Origin of the sequence: Nocardia sp. NBC_01377, from assembly GCF_045040005.1 — a bacterium.
GTDB lineage: Bacteria > Actinomycetota > Actinomycetes > Mycobacteriales > Mycobacteriaceae > Nocardia > Nocardia noduli.
Genome location: NZ_CP109566.1, coordinates 1277210 through 1294615, shown reverse-complemented (window position 1 = coordinate 1294615; position 17406 = coordinate 1277210). Strand labels below are relative to the sequence as shown.

The following is a 17406-nucleotide window of genomic DNA, read 5'->3' as shown; positions in this document are numbered from 1 at the left end:
GTTCTCCTCAACGTTTCCTCAACCCTCGCCGACGATAGTGACACCCGTCACGGCATCCACCGTGTACCAGCACTCGTCGAGGAGTTATCCGCAATGATCTACGCAAAGCCGGGGACCGACGGCAGCATCGTCGATTACGCAGCCCGATACGAGAATTTCATCGGTGGCGAATGGCGCGCGCCGGTGGAAGGACGCTACTTCGAGAATCCCTCCCCTGTCGACGGGGCTACGTTCTGCGAGGTCGCGCGTTCCTCGGCGGCGGATGTCGAACTCGCGCTCGATGCCGCGCATCGGGCCGCGGACGCGTGGGGCCGGACCTCGACCACCGATCGCGCCAATATCCTCAACCGGATCGCCGACCGCATCGAGGAGAATCTCGAAGCGCTCGCGGTGGCCGAGACCTGGGAGAACGGGAAACCGGTCCGGGAGACGCTCGCCGCCGATCTGCCGCTCGCGGTCGACCATTTCCGGTATTTCGCCGGGGCGCTGCGCGGTCAGGAGGGCGCGATCTCCCAGATCGACGCCGACACGGTCGCCTACCACTTCCACGAACCGCTCGGCGTCGTCGGGCAGATCATTCCGTGGAATTTCCCGATCCTCATGGCGACATGGAAACTCGCGCCCGCACTCGCCGCGGGCAACTGCGTGGTCCTCAAACCCGCGGAGCAGACTCCGGCGTCCATCCTGAAGGTGGTCGAACTCATCGCGGATCTGCTTCCGCCGGGAGTTCTCAACGTGGTCAACGGATTCGGTGTCGAAGCCGGTAAACCGCTGGCCTCGAGCAGCCGGGTCGCGAAGATCGCCTTCACCGGCGAGACGACCACCGGCCGACTGATCATGCAGTACGCCAGCGAGAACATCATCCCGGTCACGCTGGAACTCGGCGGCAAGAGTCCCAATATCTTCCTGCCCGATGTGATGGCCGCCGACGACGAATTCTTGGACAAGGCGGTCGAGGGATTCGTGATGTTCGCCCTCAATCAGGGTGAGGTCTGTACCTGTCCGTCACGCGCGCTGATCCATTCGTTCATCTACGACGAGTTCATAGCCCGGTGCGTGGAGCGGACCAGGGCCATCGTGAGCGGCAATCCGCTCGACGAGGCCACCATGATCGGGGCCCAGGCCAGTAACGATCAGTTCGAGAAGATCATGTCCTATATCGATATCGGCCGGAAGGAAGGCGCCGAGATCCTGACCGGCGGCAATCCGCGCAAGGTCGCCGACTTCCCGGACGGCTTCTACGTGGAACCGACGATCTTCAAAGGCCGCAACGATATGCGGATCTTCCAGGAGGAGATTTTCGGACCGGTCGTCTCGGTGACGACCTTCGATTCCACCGACGAAGCGCTCACCATCGCCAACGACACGCTCTACGGCCTCGGCGCGGGACTGTGGACGCGGGATATGAACACCGCCTACCGGTTGGGCCGCGAGATCAAGGCGGGCCGGGTGTGGACCAATTGCTACCACGCGTATCCCGCGCACGCCGCGTTCGGCGGATACAAGAAATCGGGGATCGGCCGGGAGAACCACAAGATGATGCTGGAGCACTACCAGCAGACCAAGAATCTCCTGGTCAGCTATTCGCCGAATAAACTCGGCTTCTTCTGATGCCGGAGGATGTCCGTCGCGTCGAACTCACCGGATCGGCGGAGGAGATGCTGCGGACGCTGATCGGGGCGCACGGTGCGGTGATGTTCCATCAGTCGGGTGGCTGCTGCGACGGCAGTTCCCCGATGTGTTATCCCCTGGGTGAATTCCGAGTCGGCGCGTCGGATGTCCTGCTCGGATATGTCGCCGAGCAGACGCCGTTCTGGATGAGCGCCGATCAGTTCGCGTACTGGCAGCACACCCATCTCACGATCGATGTGGTGGCCGGGCGCGGCGGCGGGTTCTCGTTGGAAGCGCCGGAGGGTGTGCGATTCCTGATCCGCTCGCGGTTGTTCACCGACGACGAGGTGGCGGCGCTGCGCCCGCCGCCGACCGGGGAGCAGGTGTATTGAGCGCGCGGGTCCGTGGCCGGGCGAGCGGTCGCGGACCCGCGGATATTCGGGTGGCCGGTAGCATCCGGGTCTGTACCGCAGACGAACGAGGTGCCCGTGACGGTCGAAACTTCTCTCCCACCCGAGCGGGTCGGCACCCGTATCGCCGTCGCGGCCGTGCGCGGGCTGCTGCGGCTGCCCCGGGGCGTGAAACGTGCGCTGGCGGGGCCGGTGATCGTGCGTGACGGCCGGGAACTGGATCTCGACGCCCAGCTGATCGTGCGCGTCACCGGGCTGTTCTCGCGTCGGTCGACCGATCCCGCAGTCGGGTCTGCCCGGCGGCGCGCGCAGGCGCGGCGGATGTCGGCGATCGGGGCGGGGTACCGCGCGGTCGTCGACGTCACGGAGGCGACGGTCGCGGGGGCGGCGGGGCCGCTGGCGGCGCGGGTGTACGACCCCGGTCACGCGGATGCCGTGCTCGTGTATTTCCACGGCGGCGGCTGGGTGATCGGCGATCTCGACACCCACGATGGATTCTGTCGAACCCTGGCCCGCCGCGGCGGAATTCGGGTCGTCGCTGTCGACTATCGGCTCGCGCCGGAGCATCCCTTTCCGGCCGCCGTCGAGGACGCCGAATCCGCGTTCCGCGATATCGTCGCGCGCGCGGGCGAATTCGGTGTCGCGCCCGAGCGGGTCGCGGTCGGGGGCGATAGTGCGGGCGGATATCTCGCGACGATGCTGTGTCAGCGGGTACTCGCCGACGGTGGCCCGAATCCGCTGCTGCAATTGCTGATCTATCCGCCGACCGAACTGACGGGGAAATCGGAATCACGCGCGACGTTCGCGGAGGGTTTCGCGTTGACCCGCCACGATATCGACTTCTACGACAATTGTTTCCTGGCGCCGGAGATCGATCGGGCCAGACCGGATGTGTCACCGTTCTACGCGGATTCGACGGCGGGACTTCCGCCCGCCGTGGTCGTCACCGCGGGTTTCGATCCGCTGCGTGACGAGGGCGAGGCGTATGCCGAGCGCCTGCGGGCCGACGGTGTGCCGGTGGTGCTGCGCCGTTTCGACGGGTACATGCACGCCTTCGTCAACAATGCGCTGGCCTTCGGCGCGGCGGTGGAGGAAATCGCCGGATTACTCGCGGACGCCGTTCCCGCCGAATCACGCGATACCGCCGCGGAGTCGTAGCGCGAACCGATTCGCCGCACGAATCGTTGTCGAACCGAGCGATACTTGCGTGCTTCCCCCGGATACCGCCGTCCTACCCATAGGCTCGGCTCGGCACGGTATACGCGCGCCGGAATGCCGTCACGGAAGGACAGCGCTGTGGAGAGACCGCTCTATTACCGGGATCAGTCCGATTGGCGGGCGCTGCAACGCTATCTGCCGCCGCGGCTGCGTCTGAACGATGCGACGGCGCCGACCGAGGATTTCTGGGAATGGCGCGGCAATACCGTGCACCTGGACCGCTATCCCGATCCGGAGGCCCCCGCCAAAGTGGTGTTGCATCACGGCGTCGGCACGAACGGCAGGCAGATGAGCCTGATCCTGGGTGCGCCGCTGGCGCGGCGCGGATTCGAGACGGTCGCCATCGACAATCTGGGCTACGGACTGACGAAGACGCGGCCCGGCGCGGTGCACTCCTATGACGACTGGGTCGATCTCGTCGTGGATTTCCTGGCATTCGAGCGGACCCGGGACGACCGGCCGATCGTGCTGTTCGGGCTCAGCGCGGGCGGCATGCTGGCCTATCACGTGGCGGCCAAGGCACCGGCCGAGACATTACGCGGCCTGGTCGGCACGACATTTCTCGATCAGCGCGAACAGAAGGTGCGTGACAGCACCTCGCACGACATCGTCCAGTCCCGACTCGGGCTGCCGTTCCTCGGTCTGGTGGCCAAGACCCCGGCGGCCGGGGTCGAATATCCGATGCGACTCGGTGCGAAGATGTCGGCGCTGGTCAACGATCGCGGTGCGCTGCGCGTAATGACGCGGGACAGGACCTCGGGCGGCAATTGGGCGTCGGCGCGTTTCCTGGCCACCTACAGCACCTACACCCCGGCGGTGGAGCCCGAGCAATTCGACGCGTGCCCGATTCTGCTGACCCAGCCGCACCGGGATCGCTGGTCGCCGCTACCGCTGAGCGAATGGTTCCTCTCGCGCGTCACTCACGTTCCGGTGCGCACCGTGCTGCTCGACGACGCCGGTCACTATCCGATCGAGGACACGGGACTTCGACTGCTCGAGGACGCGGTCGCCGATTTCACGACGGAGGTCTGCGCGCCCTGACCGGACGCGGGGATTCCCTCGCGCGCGGATTTCCGGCATCGTGGACGGTGAGCGATCGGCACCAGGCCGTGCCGGCACCGGCCAGCCCGAGGAGTCGTATGACCACCGCATCCCCGGCTCCACCCCCGGTGAACATGGTCGGGCACGCCCACCTGTCGGGAGTGTTCGCACCGCAGCGCACCGAGGTCGATGTGGACGAGTCGGCCGTGGTCGGCGAGCTCCCCGCGGACCTGAACGGCACCTATTTCCGCAACGGACCCAATCCGAGGTTCGATCCGATCGGGCGGTACGTGTATCCACTCGACGGTGACGGCATGGTGCACCGGCTGCGCATCGGTGCGGGGCGCGCCGGGTACTCCAACCGATTCGTGCGTACGCCGATGGTGCTCGCGGAGGAGAAGGCGGGCCGCGCGCTGTGGGGTGGGATCACCGATACGTACTCCCCCGGTCCGGAACTGGTCGGGCCGGAGTTGGCCGGGACCAGCCGTCAGCTGCCCGATATCAATGTGGTCGCGCACGGCGGGCGGTTGCTGGCGATGGCGGAGAGCGATCTGCCCTACCGTCTCGACCCCGCAGACCTGGCCACCCTCGGCCGTACCGACTGTGACGGGGCGATGGCGCTCGGCAGCACCGCGCATCCGAAGATCGATCCGGCGACAGGTGAGCTGGTGCTGTTCACCTACCGGTTGCAGGCCCCGTACCTGGCTTGGTCGGTGCTGGGTCCGGACGGGTCGACGCGGCGGGCGCCGACCGCGATCGAGGGTGTCGACGAGCCGGTCATGGTCCACGACATGGCATTGACCGCGCGCTACATCGCGCTGTTCCTGTGTCCGCTGGTCTTCGACGTACCGGGCATGCTGCGCGGTGCGTCACTGCTGGACTGGCGGCCCGCGCGGGGCACACGGATCGCGCTGATCCCCCGCGACGGCACGGCGGTGCGGTGGGCCGAGACCGATGCGTTCTGGGTGTGGCATTTCGCGAACGCCTACGACGAGGCCGACGGCACCGTCGTGGTCGACTACGTGCAGTGGGCCCACCCGGGTGGGCTGGCCGATGTCGACACACCGCAGCGCGGCGGGCTGGTCCGCGCGGTACTTGATCCGCGCACCGGAGGTGTCGATCGCACCGAACTCGCGATGCGGCCGGTCGAATTCCCCCGCATCGATGACCGGGACCTCACCGCGCGGCATACCGTGATCGCCACCGCGGGCACCTCCGGTACCGACCGGACCAGGGACGGGCTGATGTTCCTCGATCCGCGGCGCGGCACCGAAATATGTTGGAACGCGGGACGTTTCGCGGTCAGCGAGCCGGTGTTCATGCCGGGTGAGCAGCACGCGTACCGGGGCACGCTCGGCACCGATCTGCGCGATATGACGTCCTGGTTCCATATCCTGGCCGCGCAGGACCCCGCGGCGGGTCCGGTGGCCTCGATCCGGATGCCGATCCGGGTGCCCGCGGGATTGCACGGGTCCTGGCTGCCGTCCGACAGTGGTCTGCTCGATCCCGGCGAGCGGTGCGAGTCAGGTGACGCCCGCGACGCGGATGGCGCCGTCGGTGTCCACGGTCGCCCGATACGCGCACACCCCCGGCCCGCCGCCGGTCTCCGCCCCGGTGGCCAGGTCGAAGGCGCGGCCGTGCAGCGGGCATACGACGACGTGGTTGTCGGCCAGTCCGTCGGCGAGCGGGCCGCCCAGATGCGGGCAGACCGCGTCGAGGGCGCGCACGGTGCCGTCGCGCAGCCGGTAGACGGCGACCTGCGTTCCGTCGACGGCGTACGCGCGGCCCTCGCCGACCGGGATCTCGTCCAGATGCCCGACGATGTCGCCGGTCATCGGATCGGCACCTGAGGCAGCACCGTCAGCGGCAGCGAGGTGCGGAATTGTCCAGGGGTGCTGGGTTCTTCGCGATCCTTCCACGGGTCGCGGTAGGCGTCGACCGCCTTCTGCATCTCGGCGTCGAGGCGGGCCGCGTCGCCGTCGCGATCCTCGACGACGACCGCGCGGATCACGTCGATGCCGACACGCGGCACCCAGGCGTAGGTCCGTTCGAGCCAGTTGGCCTGTTCGCGGTAGTACTGGAGGAAACGTCCGGCCAGTTCGATGACACGTTCCGGGGCATCGATGGTGGCGAGCAGATCGCCCTTGCGGATATGCGCGCCCGCCGCGCCGCCGACGTAGATCTCCCATCGTCCACCGTCGACGGCGACGACGCCGAGGTCCTTGCACAGCGCTTCGGCGCAGTTGCGCGGGCAGCCGGTGACGGCCAGTTTCATCTTCCCCGGACCGGCGATACCCTGGAATCGCTGTTCGAGCGCGATGCCGAGCGTGGTGGAATCGCCGACCCCGTAGCGGCAGAAGTCCGATCCCACACAGGTTTTCACGGTGCGGAAACTCTTGCCGTAGGCGAAACCCGACGGCATGTCGAGATCGGCCCAGACCTCGGGCAGATCCTCTTTGCGTACGCCGAGCAGATCGATGCGCTGCCCGCCGGTCACCTTGATCATCGGGACCGCGAATTTGTCGGCGACGTCGGCGATCTTGCGCAACTGGGCGGAATCGGTGACCCCGCCCTTCATCTGCGGCACCACCGAGAACGTGCCGTCGCGTTGGATATTGGCGTGCACGCGATCGTTGACGAACCGGGCGTCGCGTTCATCGATGAATTCATCGGACCACATCATCTGCAACAGCGAGGCCAGTCCCATCTTGGAATTGGCGTCCTCGCGACCGTCGGGGGCGAGTGCGGCGAAAACCGAAGAGACCGAATGTAATCGGAGCTCCCTGATCAGCCGCATCAGTTCCGGTTTCTCGTAGGGGACGCCGGGCACGTACCAGCGCGCCGACGGATCCTCGGCGATCTCGCCGCCCGCCGCCCATTCCACGATCTGGGCGACGAGGGTTTTACACGATCCGCATCCCTTGCCCGCCTTGGTCGCGGCCATCACCCCCGCCACCGTCTGCTGGCCGCCCTGCACGCAGCCGACCAGCGTGGCCTTGCTGACGCCGTTGCAATTGCAGACCTGGGTGTCGTCGGCCAGTTCCGCGACGCCGACCTCCACGTCGGGGGTGCCGATATCGAACATCAGCGAAATGCGCTCCTCGGGCAGCGGCAGGCCACGATCGAACGCCTGGGTCAGGAAGGCTACCTTGCGGACGTCACCGACGAGGGTGGCGCCGACGAGTTTGCCGTCGCGTACCACGATGGTCTTGTAGACGCCGTGTTTGGGCTCGGAGAACTGGACGAACTCGTCGTCGGGATGTTCGGGCGCCTTGAGCCCCATCGCCGCGACGTCGACCCCGGCGACCTTCAGCTTGGTCGCCATCCTGGAACCGTGATAGGCCGCGCGGCGGTCAGCGCCGGTGAGATGGTCGGCGAGTACTTTGGCCTGGTCCCAGAGCGGGGCGACCAGGCCGTAGACCTGGCCGCGGTGCTGGGCGCATTCGCCGACGACGTAGATGTCGTCGGCGTCGATCGAGCGCATGTGGTCGTCGACGACGATGGCGCGCTCGACGGTCAGGCCCGCGCGCTGGGCCAGACCGACGTTCGGCCTGATCCCCGCGGAGACGACGAGCATGTCGCAGGGGATCTCGGTGCCGTCGGCGAAGGCGACGCCGGTGATCTGGCCGTCGCGCGAGAGCACGCGTTTGGTGCTCTGTCCGGTACGGACACGGATCCCCAGATTCTCGACCGATCTGCGGACGATCTCGCCCGCCGCCGTGTCCAGCTGGGCGTTCATGAGCGTCATCGCCGAATGCACGACGTCGACCTCGAGGCCGCGGTTCTGGAGGCCGCGCGCCGCCTCGAGTCCGAGCAGACCGCCGCCGATGACGACCGCCTTCTTCCGCCCCGCCGCGTAATCGATCATCGCGGTGCAGTCGTCGAGGCTGCGGAATCCGAAGATGCCCGCCGTGAGCGTTCTGTCGTCGGCCCACATGCCGTCCATGGGCGGGAAGAACGACCGACTGCCGGTGGCGAGGATCAGCCGGTCGTAGTGCAGCGTGGTGCCGTCGTCGGCCTGGACCACCCGGGCGAAACGGTCGATGCGGACCACGCGGCCGCCTGCCCGCAGGTCGATATCGTTGTCGGTGTACCAGTCCAGCGGGTTCAGGAAGATCTCGTCGGTGTCCTCCGATCCGGCGAGCACATTGGACAGCAGGATGCGGTTGTAGTTGCCGTAGGGTTCGTCGCCGAAGACGGTGATGTCGAACATCTCCCGTCCGTCGCGCGAGAGGATCTCCTCGACGGCGCGCACCCCGGCCATCCCGTTGCCGACGACCACCAGACGGGCTTTCGCCGTCGGTGACGCGCCGTTGCCGGTGCCGGATGCGGTCATGGTCGCGGTCATCGCACTGTCCTTCCCACGACTCAGATCTCGACGAGACCGAGGTCGACGATCACGGTGCCGTCGACCCCGGCCGGGGCGGCGACGAACAGTTCGAGCACGGTATCGGCGAGCAGGTCTTCCACCACGCGCAACGAGACGTGGGTCGCGCCCTTCGCGGCGATCGGGAAGTACCGCATGGGGCTGCCGTCGCGCATGAGCAGTACCGAGATCATGTCGTCGGTGCTGTTGCCGCCGCGGAAGTACACCGGCTGGATGATCGCGCCCGGGGGCACCACGTAACGCAGCGTCGGGTCCAGCGGCAGCGGATTGTCCAAGCCCTTGCCTTCGAAGACGAAGGCGCCCTGCAGGAATCGGGGCGTGCTGGTATCGGGCATCTGCATTCCTCCGAATGTCGAGCACTGCTGGCCGGTTCAGCCAAAGTAGTTGCGCGACATTGCGGTCACATTGCCCGCAGGATTCGACCGTGGGTCCGAGTCAGGACCGCGTGGTACGACGCCCCCACGGCTTGAGCACCGAGATCACCGTGCACAGCGTGTAGGTCGCCGAGGCCACGGCGAGCGCCACCGCGAGGGTGACCGGAAGGCGATCGAAACCGGTCGAGGCCGGGTCCGCCGAAATCGCGGCGGCGTCGTCGAGATGGCCGCGCAGCACGGTCAGTGACGCGGTCAGCCCGCCGATGGTCAGCACCAGCTTCACGATCACCCACCAGTACCGAAGCAGCCCCCATTTGCTGCCGACGCCGAGCAGCACGCCCGAGACCGCCGCCGTCAGACCGAGCGGGACGATGAGCAGATCACCCACCAGATCGTCGGCCCGGTAGGCCGCTCTGGTGAGGGTGTCGTCACCGGTGGCGACGGCCGAGACGGCGAGCGTCAGCATCGCCAGCGTGACGCCGAGCCAGGCCACCGAGCTGAGGGTGTGGACGACCAGGATCCCCCGGTGCGCACGGCGCGGGAGCCGGAGTCGGATCACCGGTCGGTTGGCTGTCAGTTGCGCGGTCATCGCGAATTCCCCTCGTCGTGCGGCGTCTGGCACACCGTTCGTCAGCAATTCTGGAATCCGGACCCCCACCCCGTCATCGGCCCAGCGGCGTCGACTCCGGTACGCGCGCACGCGTACGGCGCCGCGATCGGCGCGAGACCGGTGCGAGCGCAGTCGTTTTGCCATCGAGCGCCGTTTGCGGCATCTTTACTGTTCGACTACCCGGCGCTCACCGGCCGGCGACTCGCGGCCAGGGTCGGCGCGAGGGTCGGAAAGGAGCAGCGTGGTACCGGTATCCCCGGACGCGGCCACTCGCGGTAGCGCGATCGTCCCCGAGTCGGCGACCTCCCTGGATCCACCGGGACATCGGGTCTCGCAGGATATTCCGGAATATCGCGACGACCTGGACGGATTGCGCGGTATCGCGATCGCGCTCGTGGTCGGGTTCCACGTGTGGATGGGCCGGGTGTCCGGTGGCGTCGACATCTTCCTGGTGCTGTCCGGGTTCCTGTTCACCGGAATGCTGTTGCGCCGCAGCGCGACGACGGGCGGCCCCGGCATCGGGGCGACCTTGCGCCGAACCGCCCGCAGACTGACGCCCGCGCTGGTGGTGGTGCTGGCGGCCGTCGTGATCGCGACCGTGGCGGCCAGGCCGTACACCCAGTGGGGCAATATCTCGATCCAGACGCTGGCTTCGACGTTCTACGTGCAGAACTGGTTCCTGGCCAGGGCCGAACTGGATTACCTGGCGCCGAATCCGTCGGTGAGTCCGCTGCAACATCTGTGGTCGATGTCGGTGCAGGGGCAGTTCTACCTGGCGATACTGCTCGTCGTCGCCGTATGGGCGTGGATCGCGCGCGGTTCGACGCGCGACCGGTGGCGGATCGGTTTGACCGTGCTGCTCGTCGCGGGCGCGGCGCTGTCGTTCTGGTACGCGGCCGACGGGGCGCAGCGGCACCAGCCGTGGACCTACTACGACACCGGCGCCCGGATGTGGGAACTGCTCGCGGGCGCCGTACTGGCGGGCGCGGCGCCCTGGATCCGGCTGCCGCGAGTGGTGCGGACGCTGCTGGCGATGGCCGGGATCGCCGGGGTGCTGACCTGCGGGGTGCTGATCGACGGCGCGACCGAATTCCCCGGCCCCACCGCCCTGTATCCGGTGCTGTCGGCGGTGGCGCTGATCGTGGCGGGCATGAACGCCGAACCGGCGCGGCGGCCCTGGGTGAACCGGTTGCTCGGCACCAGGGTGTTCGTGGCCCTCGGATCGGTGGCCTACGCCTTCTACCTGTGGCACTGGCCGATCCTGATCTTCTACCTGTCCGAATACGGGGCGCCTTCGGCCGGACTCACCGACGGTCTCGTGGTCATCGCGGCGGCGCTGGTCCTGGCCGTGGTCACGCAGCGGCTGGTCGAAACGCCGCTACGTCGTCCGGCGGGCGCCGACGACTATTCCGCCACCGTGCGACGTTCGCTCACCACCGCGGTCTCGATCATGGCGGTGGCGGTAGTGGGCTCGACTGTGACCTGGCAGGTCATCCTGCGCGCGAATCCGGCGAGGCCGCCGGCCGAGCTGAAATTGGAGAAGTATCCCGGCGGTGCGGCGCTGGTGCCCGGTGTCGCCTTCGAACCGGCTCCGATGCGCCCGACGGTACTCGAGGGCTGGGCCGACTCGCCGCCACCGACGCGCGACGGCTGCATCACGCCGGACCGGGAGGTGCGCAGCTGCGTCTACGGCGACCCGGCCGCCGAACGCACCATCGCGGTGGTCGGCGGCTCGCATTCCGAACACTGGATTCCCGCCTTCGAGATCCTCGCCCGCGACCACGGTCTGCGGATCGTCACCTACCTCAAGGAAGGGTGTCCGCTCACCCTCGTCGACCAGCCCGTGTACTACGACTCGCCGTGGCCCGAATGCCGGGAGTGGTCGGTGGAGGTGATCGACCGGCTGGCCGAGACCAGACCGGACTGGGTCTTCACCCTCGCGACCTATTACCGCGTCGAAGGCGCGGGTGACGAGGTGCCCGCCGAATTCGCGGCGGTGTGGTCGGAACTGGGCGAACGCGGTCTCAATGTGCTGGCGATGCGCGATACGCCCCGTCTGCGCCGCGACGGAGTGCTGTACCGCGCGATCGACTGCCTCGGCGGGCACGGCACCGCCCAGAGTTGCGGGGTCGACCGCGCGGTGGTGCTGGACCCGGTGAATCCGGCGATCGCGGCCGATGCGAGTCATCCGAACATCTTCCCGATCGATCTCTCGGATTCGGTGTGCCGACCCGACCGCTGCCTGGTGGTGGAAGGCAATGTCCTGATCTACCGCGACGAACACCACCTCACCGCCAGCTACGCCCGTTCGCTGGCTCCCGAACTCGGGCGGCAGATCGGAACCATCACCGGGTGGTGGTAGCGGACCGGAGGTACTCGGTCATGGTTGTCGGCAGTCGAAATAGGCCGTGCGGAACGGGCCTGGGAACTCCGGCGGGGGCTCGGTCGGGCCGTGCCTGGTTCGCCCGGTCAAGGGCCGGTCAGGAGGGTGTCCAGGCGGGCGGCCTCCTTCGCCGCACGAGTCGAGCGCGATTTGGGCGTCCACACCGTCAGCGCGGGTATCGCGCCCCGGATCCGGTGCAGGTCGGCCGCTTCGCCCGCCGCGGCCAGCAGGTCGGCCAGGCCCGTGGGTGGCGCGGTGTCCGGTGTGGGGAGCAGGGAGGTGATGGCGGCGGTGAAGAGGGGCCACAGGTGTGCCCCGGCCCGTACCGCCTCGATGAGCGAGGGCACCACGCGGCCGAGGATTACGTCGCCGGTGCCGATGAACACACCGAGGTGATGGCCGAGTTCGGCGGCCGGGAGCGCGTTCTGAGCGGCGAGGGCGAGCAAGGCGTCCAGGGCGGCGGCCCGGTCGATCGCTCGCTGTGAGGCCAGCGCGTACAGCAGGACGGTCGCCGTCGCCCGGTCGGTCGCACCGGTCGCCTCCGACAGCGCGAGGATGGTGCCGTCCTGTTCGTACTCACCCATCGGCCAGCAGGCCGCTTGGTCGAGCAGGTGCGCGGCGATCACCTCGCGGTGCGAGGGCAGCACCGACGGCCACCATCGGGCCGACCATTCCAAGGTGTCGGATCTCTTGCGGGAGGTGTCCAACGTGAAGAGCCGGGCCGCCGAACCCAGATCGGACGCGCAGGTTCCGGTCACCACCAGGCGGGTGACCCTGTCGTCGGCGCGTCTGCGATCCCAGTGATCCGGACCCCAGGCCTTGATCTTCGCGAGGCGGTAGGTCAGGTCGATGGGGCCGGGGCCGTCCGCCGACATCCACGCGCGGGCCGTCGCGGCGGCGGGTGAGACGAGGCCGTCGAGCAGACGCACCCGATCTCCGTCCAGCGGCAGACGGAGCAGGGCCTGCTCCAGATCGAAACGGCCCGGCTGCCTGCCCGCCGCTTCCCAGGCGCGCAGGCGCGCGGCGAAGATCTCGGGATCGAGGTGACCGGTGGCGCTCGTCGGCGTCGCGAGCAATGCCGGACCGCCGAGCAGGTCGGCGGCCTCCCGGAACCGGCGCCGGAACAGGGCATCGGGGGCGGGCGCGGATTCGAGCACGTCGTCGACCGGAGGCGGCGACCCGGCCAGCAGTGCGTTCAGCAGGATGTCGTTACCTTCCGGATGGTAGAACCCGCTGTACTGGTCGATATCGAGCCGCAGTTCATCGATCGCGGCGGGGCCGTGGTTGACCAGTCCCGCCATGAGCCGTTCCGCCTCGGGCCAGGCCGGATCCCAGCCGTGGTACTCCTCGATGATCGCCTCGCGCAATTCGGCGGACGAGGCGATGGGTGGATCGAGGTCACGCGGCACGACGGGAGCGAGTACCGGGACCTCGATCGTGTCCGCCTCCACGGCACCGTAGGCGGCGGCGATCGCGCTTCGTTCGGTCGACGGCAGGACCGACGCGGACTGCCGGACCGTCTCGGCGGTGAGCGGATCGGCGGATTTCACGCGCTTGGTGACGATCCGGACGGCGCGCTCGCGGATCTCGGAATGTTCGTGCCCGAACACCCCGGCCGCCAGTTCGATCGACATTCCCTGCCGGTCCCGGCTCGCGGCGGTGCGGTCCAACCACGACAGCGCGGCGTTGGCGATGCGGCGTTCGGGCCGGAACAGCAGAGCCTGCGCCGCCTCCCGGAAGATCTCCGGTGCGAGCGGTTCGGCCTCGTCCACGGCCCGCACCTGGGTGAACGCCAGGTCGGCGACGGTCGACGCCGAGGCGGGCAGCAACCGGAGGTAGTCACGCACCCGCGCGGCCGCCTCCTGCGGTGTGAGAGCGAGCAGATCGTGCAGGTCGACGAACCACGCGAGATCGCGCGCCTTGCCACCGCGCAGGAAACGCCGCAGGCAGCGGTCGAGCAGATCGTCGCGTTTCATGGTCTCGAACAGGCCGGTGATCAGGGAGTCCATCGGATTCGCCCGGCCGGGAACATAATCCGTGCCCGCGAACCGCGAGAGGTATTCCGCCACCCCGTCCGCCTCGAGGATCGCGGGGGCCATCGTCGCGAAGAGCGCGTCTTCGCTCGGCGGGGTGGAGACGCGCCTGCTCAACCAGCCGAGGACGAACGCGTCGGTCGCAGGCGGGGCCTGCTCCGCTTCCAGGAACAACCCCGCGGCAACCTCCCAGCTCATGTAATCGGGCCGCCAGCCGATGAAATCGGCCGAGCGCAGCCGATCGGACAACCGCCGCGCCAGGTCCAGTCGCCAGGCGGGGGGCCGATGGGAGACCGCCCTCAGCACGTGCGCGGCAATGCCTTCGGTGTCGCTCACCGAGCGCAGATCCCGACGCGTGAGCCAGGCGGCGACGGCGGCAGCGCCGCCGAGGCAGCCCGCGCCTGCCACCCGAAGCGGCATGGTCCGCAGGTCGTTCCAATCCAGTGGCGCGCACTCGCGCAGGTAGACGGGAAGTGCGGCGGCCACCTCCTTGCGCTCCGCCTCGTCGATCCTCGCCGCGAGCATCGCGACTCCGGCCGAATTCCCGGTCCGGATGCGGGTGCGCATCTCCTCCCAGACACTCATCGTCACGCCTGCCTTCCGGCGTGCAGGCGGGTGGCCAGTACGTGTTTGCACGGGCCGCGTCCGCCCCTGTGGTCGATCCACCAGGCGCAGGTGCACGACCCGTTCTCCACGCGCACGTGATAGACGTGTTCGCCGGAGGTCACGGCGGCGACCCCGCCGTCGCCGAGGCGCACCGCGCCCTGTTCGGTGAGGGCGCGCGCGGCGCGCAATCGCGGGTTCATCGCGGCGACGCGCTCGACGTCGTAGGGCAGTTCGCGGTGGAAGAAGGCGGCTTCGGCGGTGTCGTAGCCGACTTTGCCGCCCGTGCCGAGTTGGGTGAGGGCGGCGCGCACCCGGGCGATGGGCAGCCCGGCGCGGTCGGCGAGGTCGGCCGGGTCCAGGCGCGGTTCGAAGGACAGCGACGCGACGACGACTTCGGCGTCCTCGGCGGTCTCGTCGCTGATCAGGGATTCCAGCACGGCTCCTTCGCCGGAGAACCCACGCCGATTCTCCGGGGAAAGCGTGAGAACGTAACGCATGCCGGGCAATTCGAGTTCCCACACGGAGGCGACCGGACCCGAGTTCGCGGTGACAGCGGGGCCGTACAGCCGCAGGCCGGTGGCGAAGCGCAGCAGGGGCAACAGGGTCGTCAGCCGTTCGGCGCCCGCCAGGCAGAGTGCGCCGGGCGCGGGTCTTGCGGTGGGCCGCAGGCTCCGTCCGGACGGCTGGACCCACAGGTGGCCGCCGCCTCGGGGCAGTCCGCGCAGGAATCGCACGGCCTCGGCGGCGGACAATTCCGCGCGCAGGTCGAAACCGGAGACGATGGCCTGGACCTCGGCGAAGGAACGCAGCCAGCGCTCCGGCAGCGGCACCTTCTTCTCCACCGTCGCGCCGTCGAGCGTGGTGACGACGAGTTCGTCGGCGCCGACGGCGAGGTGCAACGGATCGGACCCGCCGACACGCGCGAGTGCTTCGCGCAGTGGGCCGTTCACGTCGACGTTGGTGGTGCCGCGCGCGGTGACCTCACCGTCGAGTGCCTCCGACAGCACGTCGAGCCTGGCGTAGACCCCCGCGCACGCGGAGAACGATTCCATCCGCAACCGGTCGCCGTTGCAGGTGACCACCGGGTCGCGCATGGACGTCGGCTTCGGCTGGTAGTACCTGGTCTGCGCGACGTCGGCGAGCGCGAGCAGACCCGCCGCCGCCACATCGCCGCGAGTGAGCAGGCCGCTGAAGAACCGGGGGTGGGCGACCGCGCCCTCGGTGCTCACCCCGCCCGATGTCGCGAGGCCGAGCCGCCCGTCGGAAAGGCCGGAGGGGGCGGCGTAGGAATAAGCCTGAGTGGTCATGCGGAGGAAGGTAGACGCGGGCACCGACAAGTTCGGATGGGCCCGAATCACCTTTCGGCACAAGGGGTCACGGCATCGAGGGAAACCCGAGGTCACCGGTGCGCGGTCGCGATCCCACGGCGGTCGCGGGTGAGCAGATCCAGGCGTCGTTCCACCCGGGTCAGCCGATCGCCGACCGGGCGGCTGCGCAGGAGGTCGGCGAGCCGGTCGGCGCCCTCGGCGCGCAGTGCGATATCGGCGATCGGCTCGTCGGACTCGCCGTAGAGCAGCAGGCGACGGGTGCCGCCGGTTTCCAGCAGCAACGCGAAATGCGCGCCCGCGGGGGTGCGAAGGTGGAAGAGCACACCGGTGCCTGGGACTGTTGTCCGGTCGATATCCATTCGCGAAACTCCTTTCACCGCCGCGCGTCTTCGGCGTCGTGCCCCAGTCTCGGACCTCGCGCGCGCCGTGGGTATCGGCCGTGGCACCCATTCCGCCGGGGCCAACGCACGCACCAGCCGCGACCGAATGGGTATCGGGCCCCATGGACAGCGCGGCGGCGATGCGGCCATGCTGGATTCATGACGACGCTCGCGGCGCCACGGAAGCGGTGGGGTCGGCGTGGCCGCACACCCGTGCACGCGCTGTTCCGCCGGGTGTGCGTCATCAACGGCCTCGTCTTCGCCCTCGGGACGCTGGTGCTCGCGCTGTCACCGGCGACGGTGTCGGCGCGCGTGCGATCGACCGAGTTGCCGGTGCTGGTGCTGGTGATCGGGCTGGCCGTCATCCTGGCCGCGAACGCCTTCCTGCTCCGGTCGAGTCTCGCGCCACTGGACGCGTTGATCGCCTCGATGCGCCGGGTGGATCCGCCGCATCCGGCGAACCGGGTCGACCGCAGCGGTAACGGCGATCTCAACGATCTGATCGAGACGTTCAACGCGATGCTGGACCGGCTCGAATCGAAACGTTCGGTCGCGGGCGCGGCCGCGCTGACGGCGCAGGAGGGTAAGCGTCAGCGCATCGCGCGCGAACTGCACGACGAGATCGGCCAGAGCCTGACCGTCGCGCTGCTTCGGCTCAGAGGCGTGGTGGATCGTGCGCCGGAACCGTTGCGCGAACAGGCATGCGACGCACAGGAAACCGTGGGCGCGTGCCTGGAGTCGTTCCTGTATCCGGGCGCGGTGACGGCGCTGGTCCGCGACTATCTGCAATTGGTGCGCCAGGGCCGTTCCCTGCCCGACGCCCCGCGAGGAGGAGGTGCTCGAACTGGTGGCGGAGGGTCATGCGACCCGTGAGATCGCCGAGACGCTCGTCATCAGCACCAAGACCGTCGATCGGCACCGCGCCAACATGCTCCAGAAACTCGGCCCGCGCGACCGTCTCGCCCTCACCCGCTACGCCATCCGCGCCGGCCTGATCGAACCGTGACCCGCGTCGGGGCGTAGCG

At 68.7% G+C, this 17406-nt stretch carries 12 protein-coding genes and 3 pseudogenes; 8 read left to right on the top strand and 7 right to left on the bottom strand.

Annotated elements, in window-relative coordinates:
* Positions 1-93 precede the first annotated feature (93 nt).
* The 5 genes and pseudogenes from adh to OG225_RS06040 form a co-directional block, all read left to right on the top strand.
* Complete coding sequence (adh, locus tag OG225_RS06060; protein WP_405180755.1) at positions 94-1611, top strand: aldehyde dehydrogenase; 1518 nt, start codon at positions 94-96, stop codon at positions 1609-1611.
* Entirely contained in the window at positions 1611-2003 is a 393-nt protein-coding gene (locus OG225_RS06055; RefSeq protein ID WP_405180754.1) for a DUF779 domain-containing protein, read from the top strand. Before adh ends, OG225_RS06055 begins: the two co-directional genes overlap by 1 nt.
* A 96-nt stretch (positions 2004-2099) precedes the next feature.
* On the top strand, positions 2100-3179 hold the full coding sequence (locus tag OG225_RS06050; protein ID WP_405180753.1) for an alpha/beta hydrolase: 1080 nt from the start codon (positions 2100-2102) through the stop codon (positions 3177-3179).
* A gap of 114 nt (positions 3180-3293) precedes the next feature.
* Complete coding sequence (locus OG225_RS06045; RefSeq protein WP_405180752.1) at positions 3294-4280, top strand: alpha/beta hydrolase; 987 nt, start codon at positions 3294-3296, stop codon at positions 4278-4280.
* A 98-nt stretch (positions 4281-4378) separates the two neighbouring features.
* Positions 4379-5770: pseudogene (locus OG225_RS06040) on the top strand (carotenoid oxygenase family protein); the annotation flags it as partial.
* Between the two features lie 33 nt (positions 5771-5803).
* Here OG225_RS06040 and OG225_RS06035 read toward each other — a convergent pair.
* The 4 genes from OG225_RS06035 to OG225_RS06020 all read right to left on the bottom strand — a co-directional run bounded on the left by OG225_RS06035 (position 5804) and on the right by OG225_RS06020 (position 9630).
* Positions 5804-6115: a Rieske (2Fe-2S) protein gene (locus OG225_RS06035; RefSeq protein ID WP_216907718.1), complete on the bottom strand. Its 312-nt coding sequence runs from the start codon at positions 6113-6115 to the stop codon at positions 5804-5806.
* Positions 6112-8628, bottom strand: coding sequence for a nitrite reductase large subunit NirB (gene nirB, locus OG225_RS06030; protein WP_405180751.1), 2517 nt, complete (start codon positions 8626-8628; stop codon positions 6112-6114). The genes OG225_RS06035 and nirB overlap by 4 nt, the downstream gene beginning before the upstream one ends.
* Positions 8629-8648: 20 nt before the next feature.
* The gene (locus tag OG225_RS06025; RefSeq protein WP_216907720.1) at positions 8649-9002 is read right to left on the bottom strand and encodes a molybdopterin oxidoreductase; all 354 of its coding nucleotides are present in this window, start codon (positions 9000-9002) and stop codon (positions 8649-8651) included.
* A gap of 100 nt (positions 9003-9102) precedes the next feature.
* A complete protein-coding gene (locus OG225_RS06020) occupies positions 9103-9630 on the bottom strand; it encodes a hypothetical protein (protein WP_405180750.1) in 528 nt (175 codons plus the stop codon).
* A 262-nt stretch (positions 9631-9892) separates the two neighbouring features.
* On the opposite strand from OG225_RS06020, the gene OG225_RS06015 reads away from it, so the two are divergent.
* Positions 9893-12013, top strand: a complete 2121-nt coding sequence (locus tag OG225_RS06015) for an acyltransferase family protein (protein WP_405180749.1) — start codon at positions 9893-9895, stop codon at positions 12011-12013.
* Positions 12014-12120: 107 nt separating this feature from the next.
* Here OG225_RS06015 and OG225_RS06010 read toward each other — a convergent pair whose 3' ends face one another.
* The 3 genes from OG225_RS06010 to OG225_RS06000 all read right to left on the bottom strand — a co-directional run bounded on the left by OG225_RS06010 (position 12121) and on the right by OG225_RS06000 (position 16360).
* Complete coding sequence (locus tag OG225_RS06010) at positions 12121-14652, bottom strand: DUF6493 family protein (RefSeq protein ID WP_405180748.1); 2532 nt, start codon at positions 14650-14652, stop codon at positions 12121-12123.
* Between the two features lie 2 nt (positions 14653-14654).
* A complete protein-coding gene (locus OG225_RS06005; protein WP_405180747.1) occupies positions 14655-15980 on the bottom strand; it encodes an SWIM zinc finger family protein in 1326 nt (441 codons plus the stop codon).
* Between the two features lie 92 nt (positions 15981-16072).
* Positions 16073-16360, bottom strand: a complete 288-nt coding sequence (locus OG225_RS06000) for a hypothetical protein (RefSeq protein ID WP_405180746.1) — start codon at positions 16358-16360, stop codon at positions 16073-16075.
* A gap of 180 nt (positions 16361-16540) precedes the next feature.
* Here OG225_RS06000 and OG225_RS05995 point away from each other — a divergent pair.
* A pseudogene (locus OG225_RS05995) lies at positions 16541-17119 on the top strand (histidine kinase); the annotation flags it as partial.
* Positions 17117-17387, top strand: a pseudogene (locus tag OG225_RS05990) (LuxR C-terminal-related transcriptional regulator); the annotation flags it as partial. The pseudogenes OG225_RS05995 and OG225_RS05990, both read left to right, overlap by 3 nt.
* Positions 17388-17406: the final 19 nt, after the last annotated feature.

What these genes read in the sequence shown, in the direction of transcription:
- OG225_RS06000 (WP_405180746.1), bottom strand. Translation starts at nt 16,360, where the DNA reads ATGGATATCGACCGGACAACAGTCCCAGGCACCGGTGTGCTCTTCCAC.
- OG225_RS06005 (WP_405180747.1), bottom strand. Translation starts at nt 15,980, where the DNA reads ATGACCACTCAGGCTTATTCCTACGCCGCCCCCTCCGGCCTTTCCGAC.
- nirB (WP_405180751.1), bottom strand. Translation starts at nt 8,628, where the DNA reads ATGACCGCGACCATGACCGCATCCGGCACCGGCAACGGCGCGTCACCG.
- OG225_RS06025 (WP_216907720.1), bottom strand. Translation starts at nt 9,002, where the DNA reads ATGCCCGATACCAGCACGCCCCGATTCCTGCAGGGCGCCTTCGTCTTC.
- OG225_RS06035 (WP_216907718.1), bottom strand. Translation starts at nt 6,115, where the DNA reads ATGACCGGCGACATCGTCGGGCATCTGGACGAGATCCCGGTCGGCGAG.
- adh (WP_405180755.1), top strand. Translation starts at nt 94, where the DNA reads ATGATCTACGCAAAGCCGGGGACCGACGGCAGCATCGTCGATTACGCA.
- OG225_RS06020 (WP_405180750.1), bottom strand. Translation starts at nt 9,630, where the DNA reads ATGACCGCGCAACTGACAGCCAACCGACCGGTGATCCGACTCCGGCTC.
- OG225_RS06055 (WP_405180754.1), top strand. Translation starts at nt 1,611, where the DNA reads ATGCCGGAGGATGTCCGTCGCGTCGAACTCACCGGATCGGCGGAGGAG.
- OG225_RS06010 (WP_405180748.1), bottom strand. Translation starts at nt 14,652, where the DNA reads ATGAGTGTCTGGGAGGAGATGCGCACCCGCATCCGGACCGGGAATTCG.
- OG225_RS06045 (WP_405180752.1), top strand. Translation starts at nt 3,294, where the DNA reads ATGCCGTCACGGAAGGACAGCGCTGTGGAGAGACCGCTCTATTACCGG.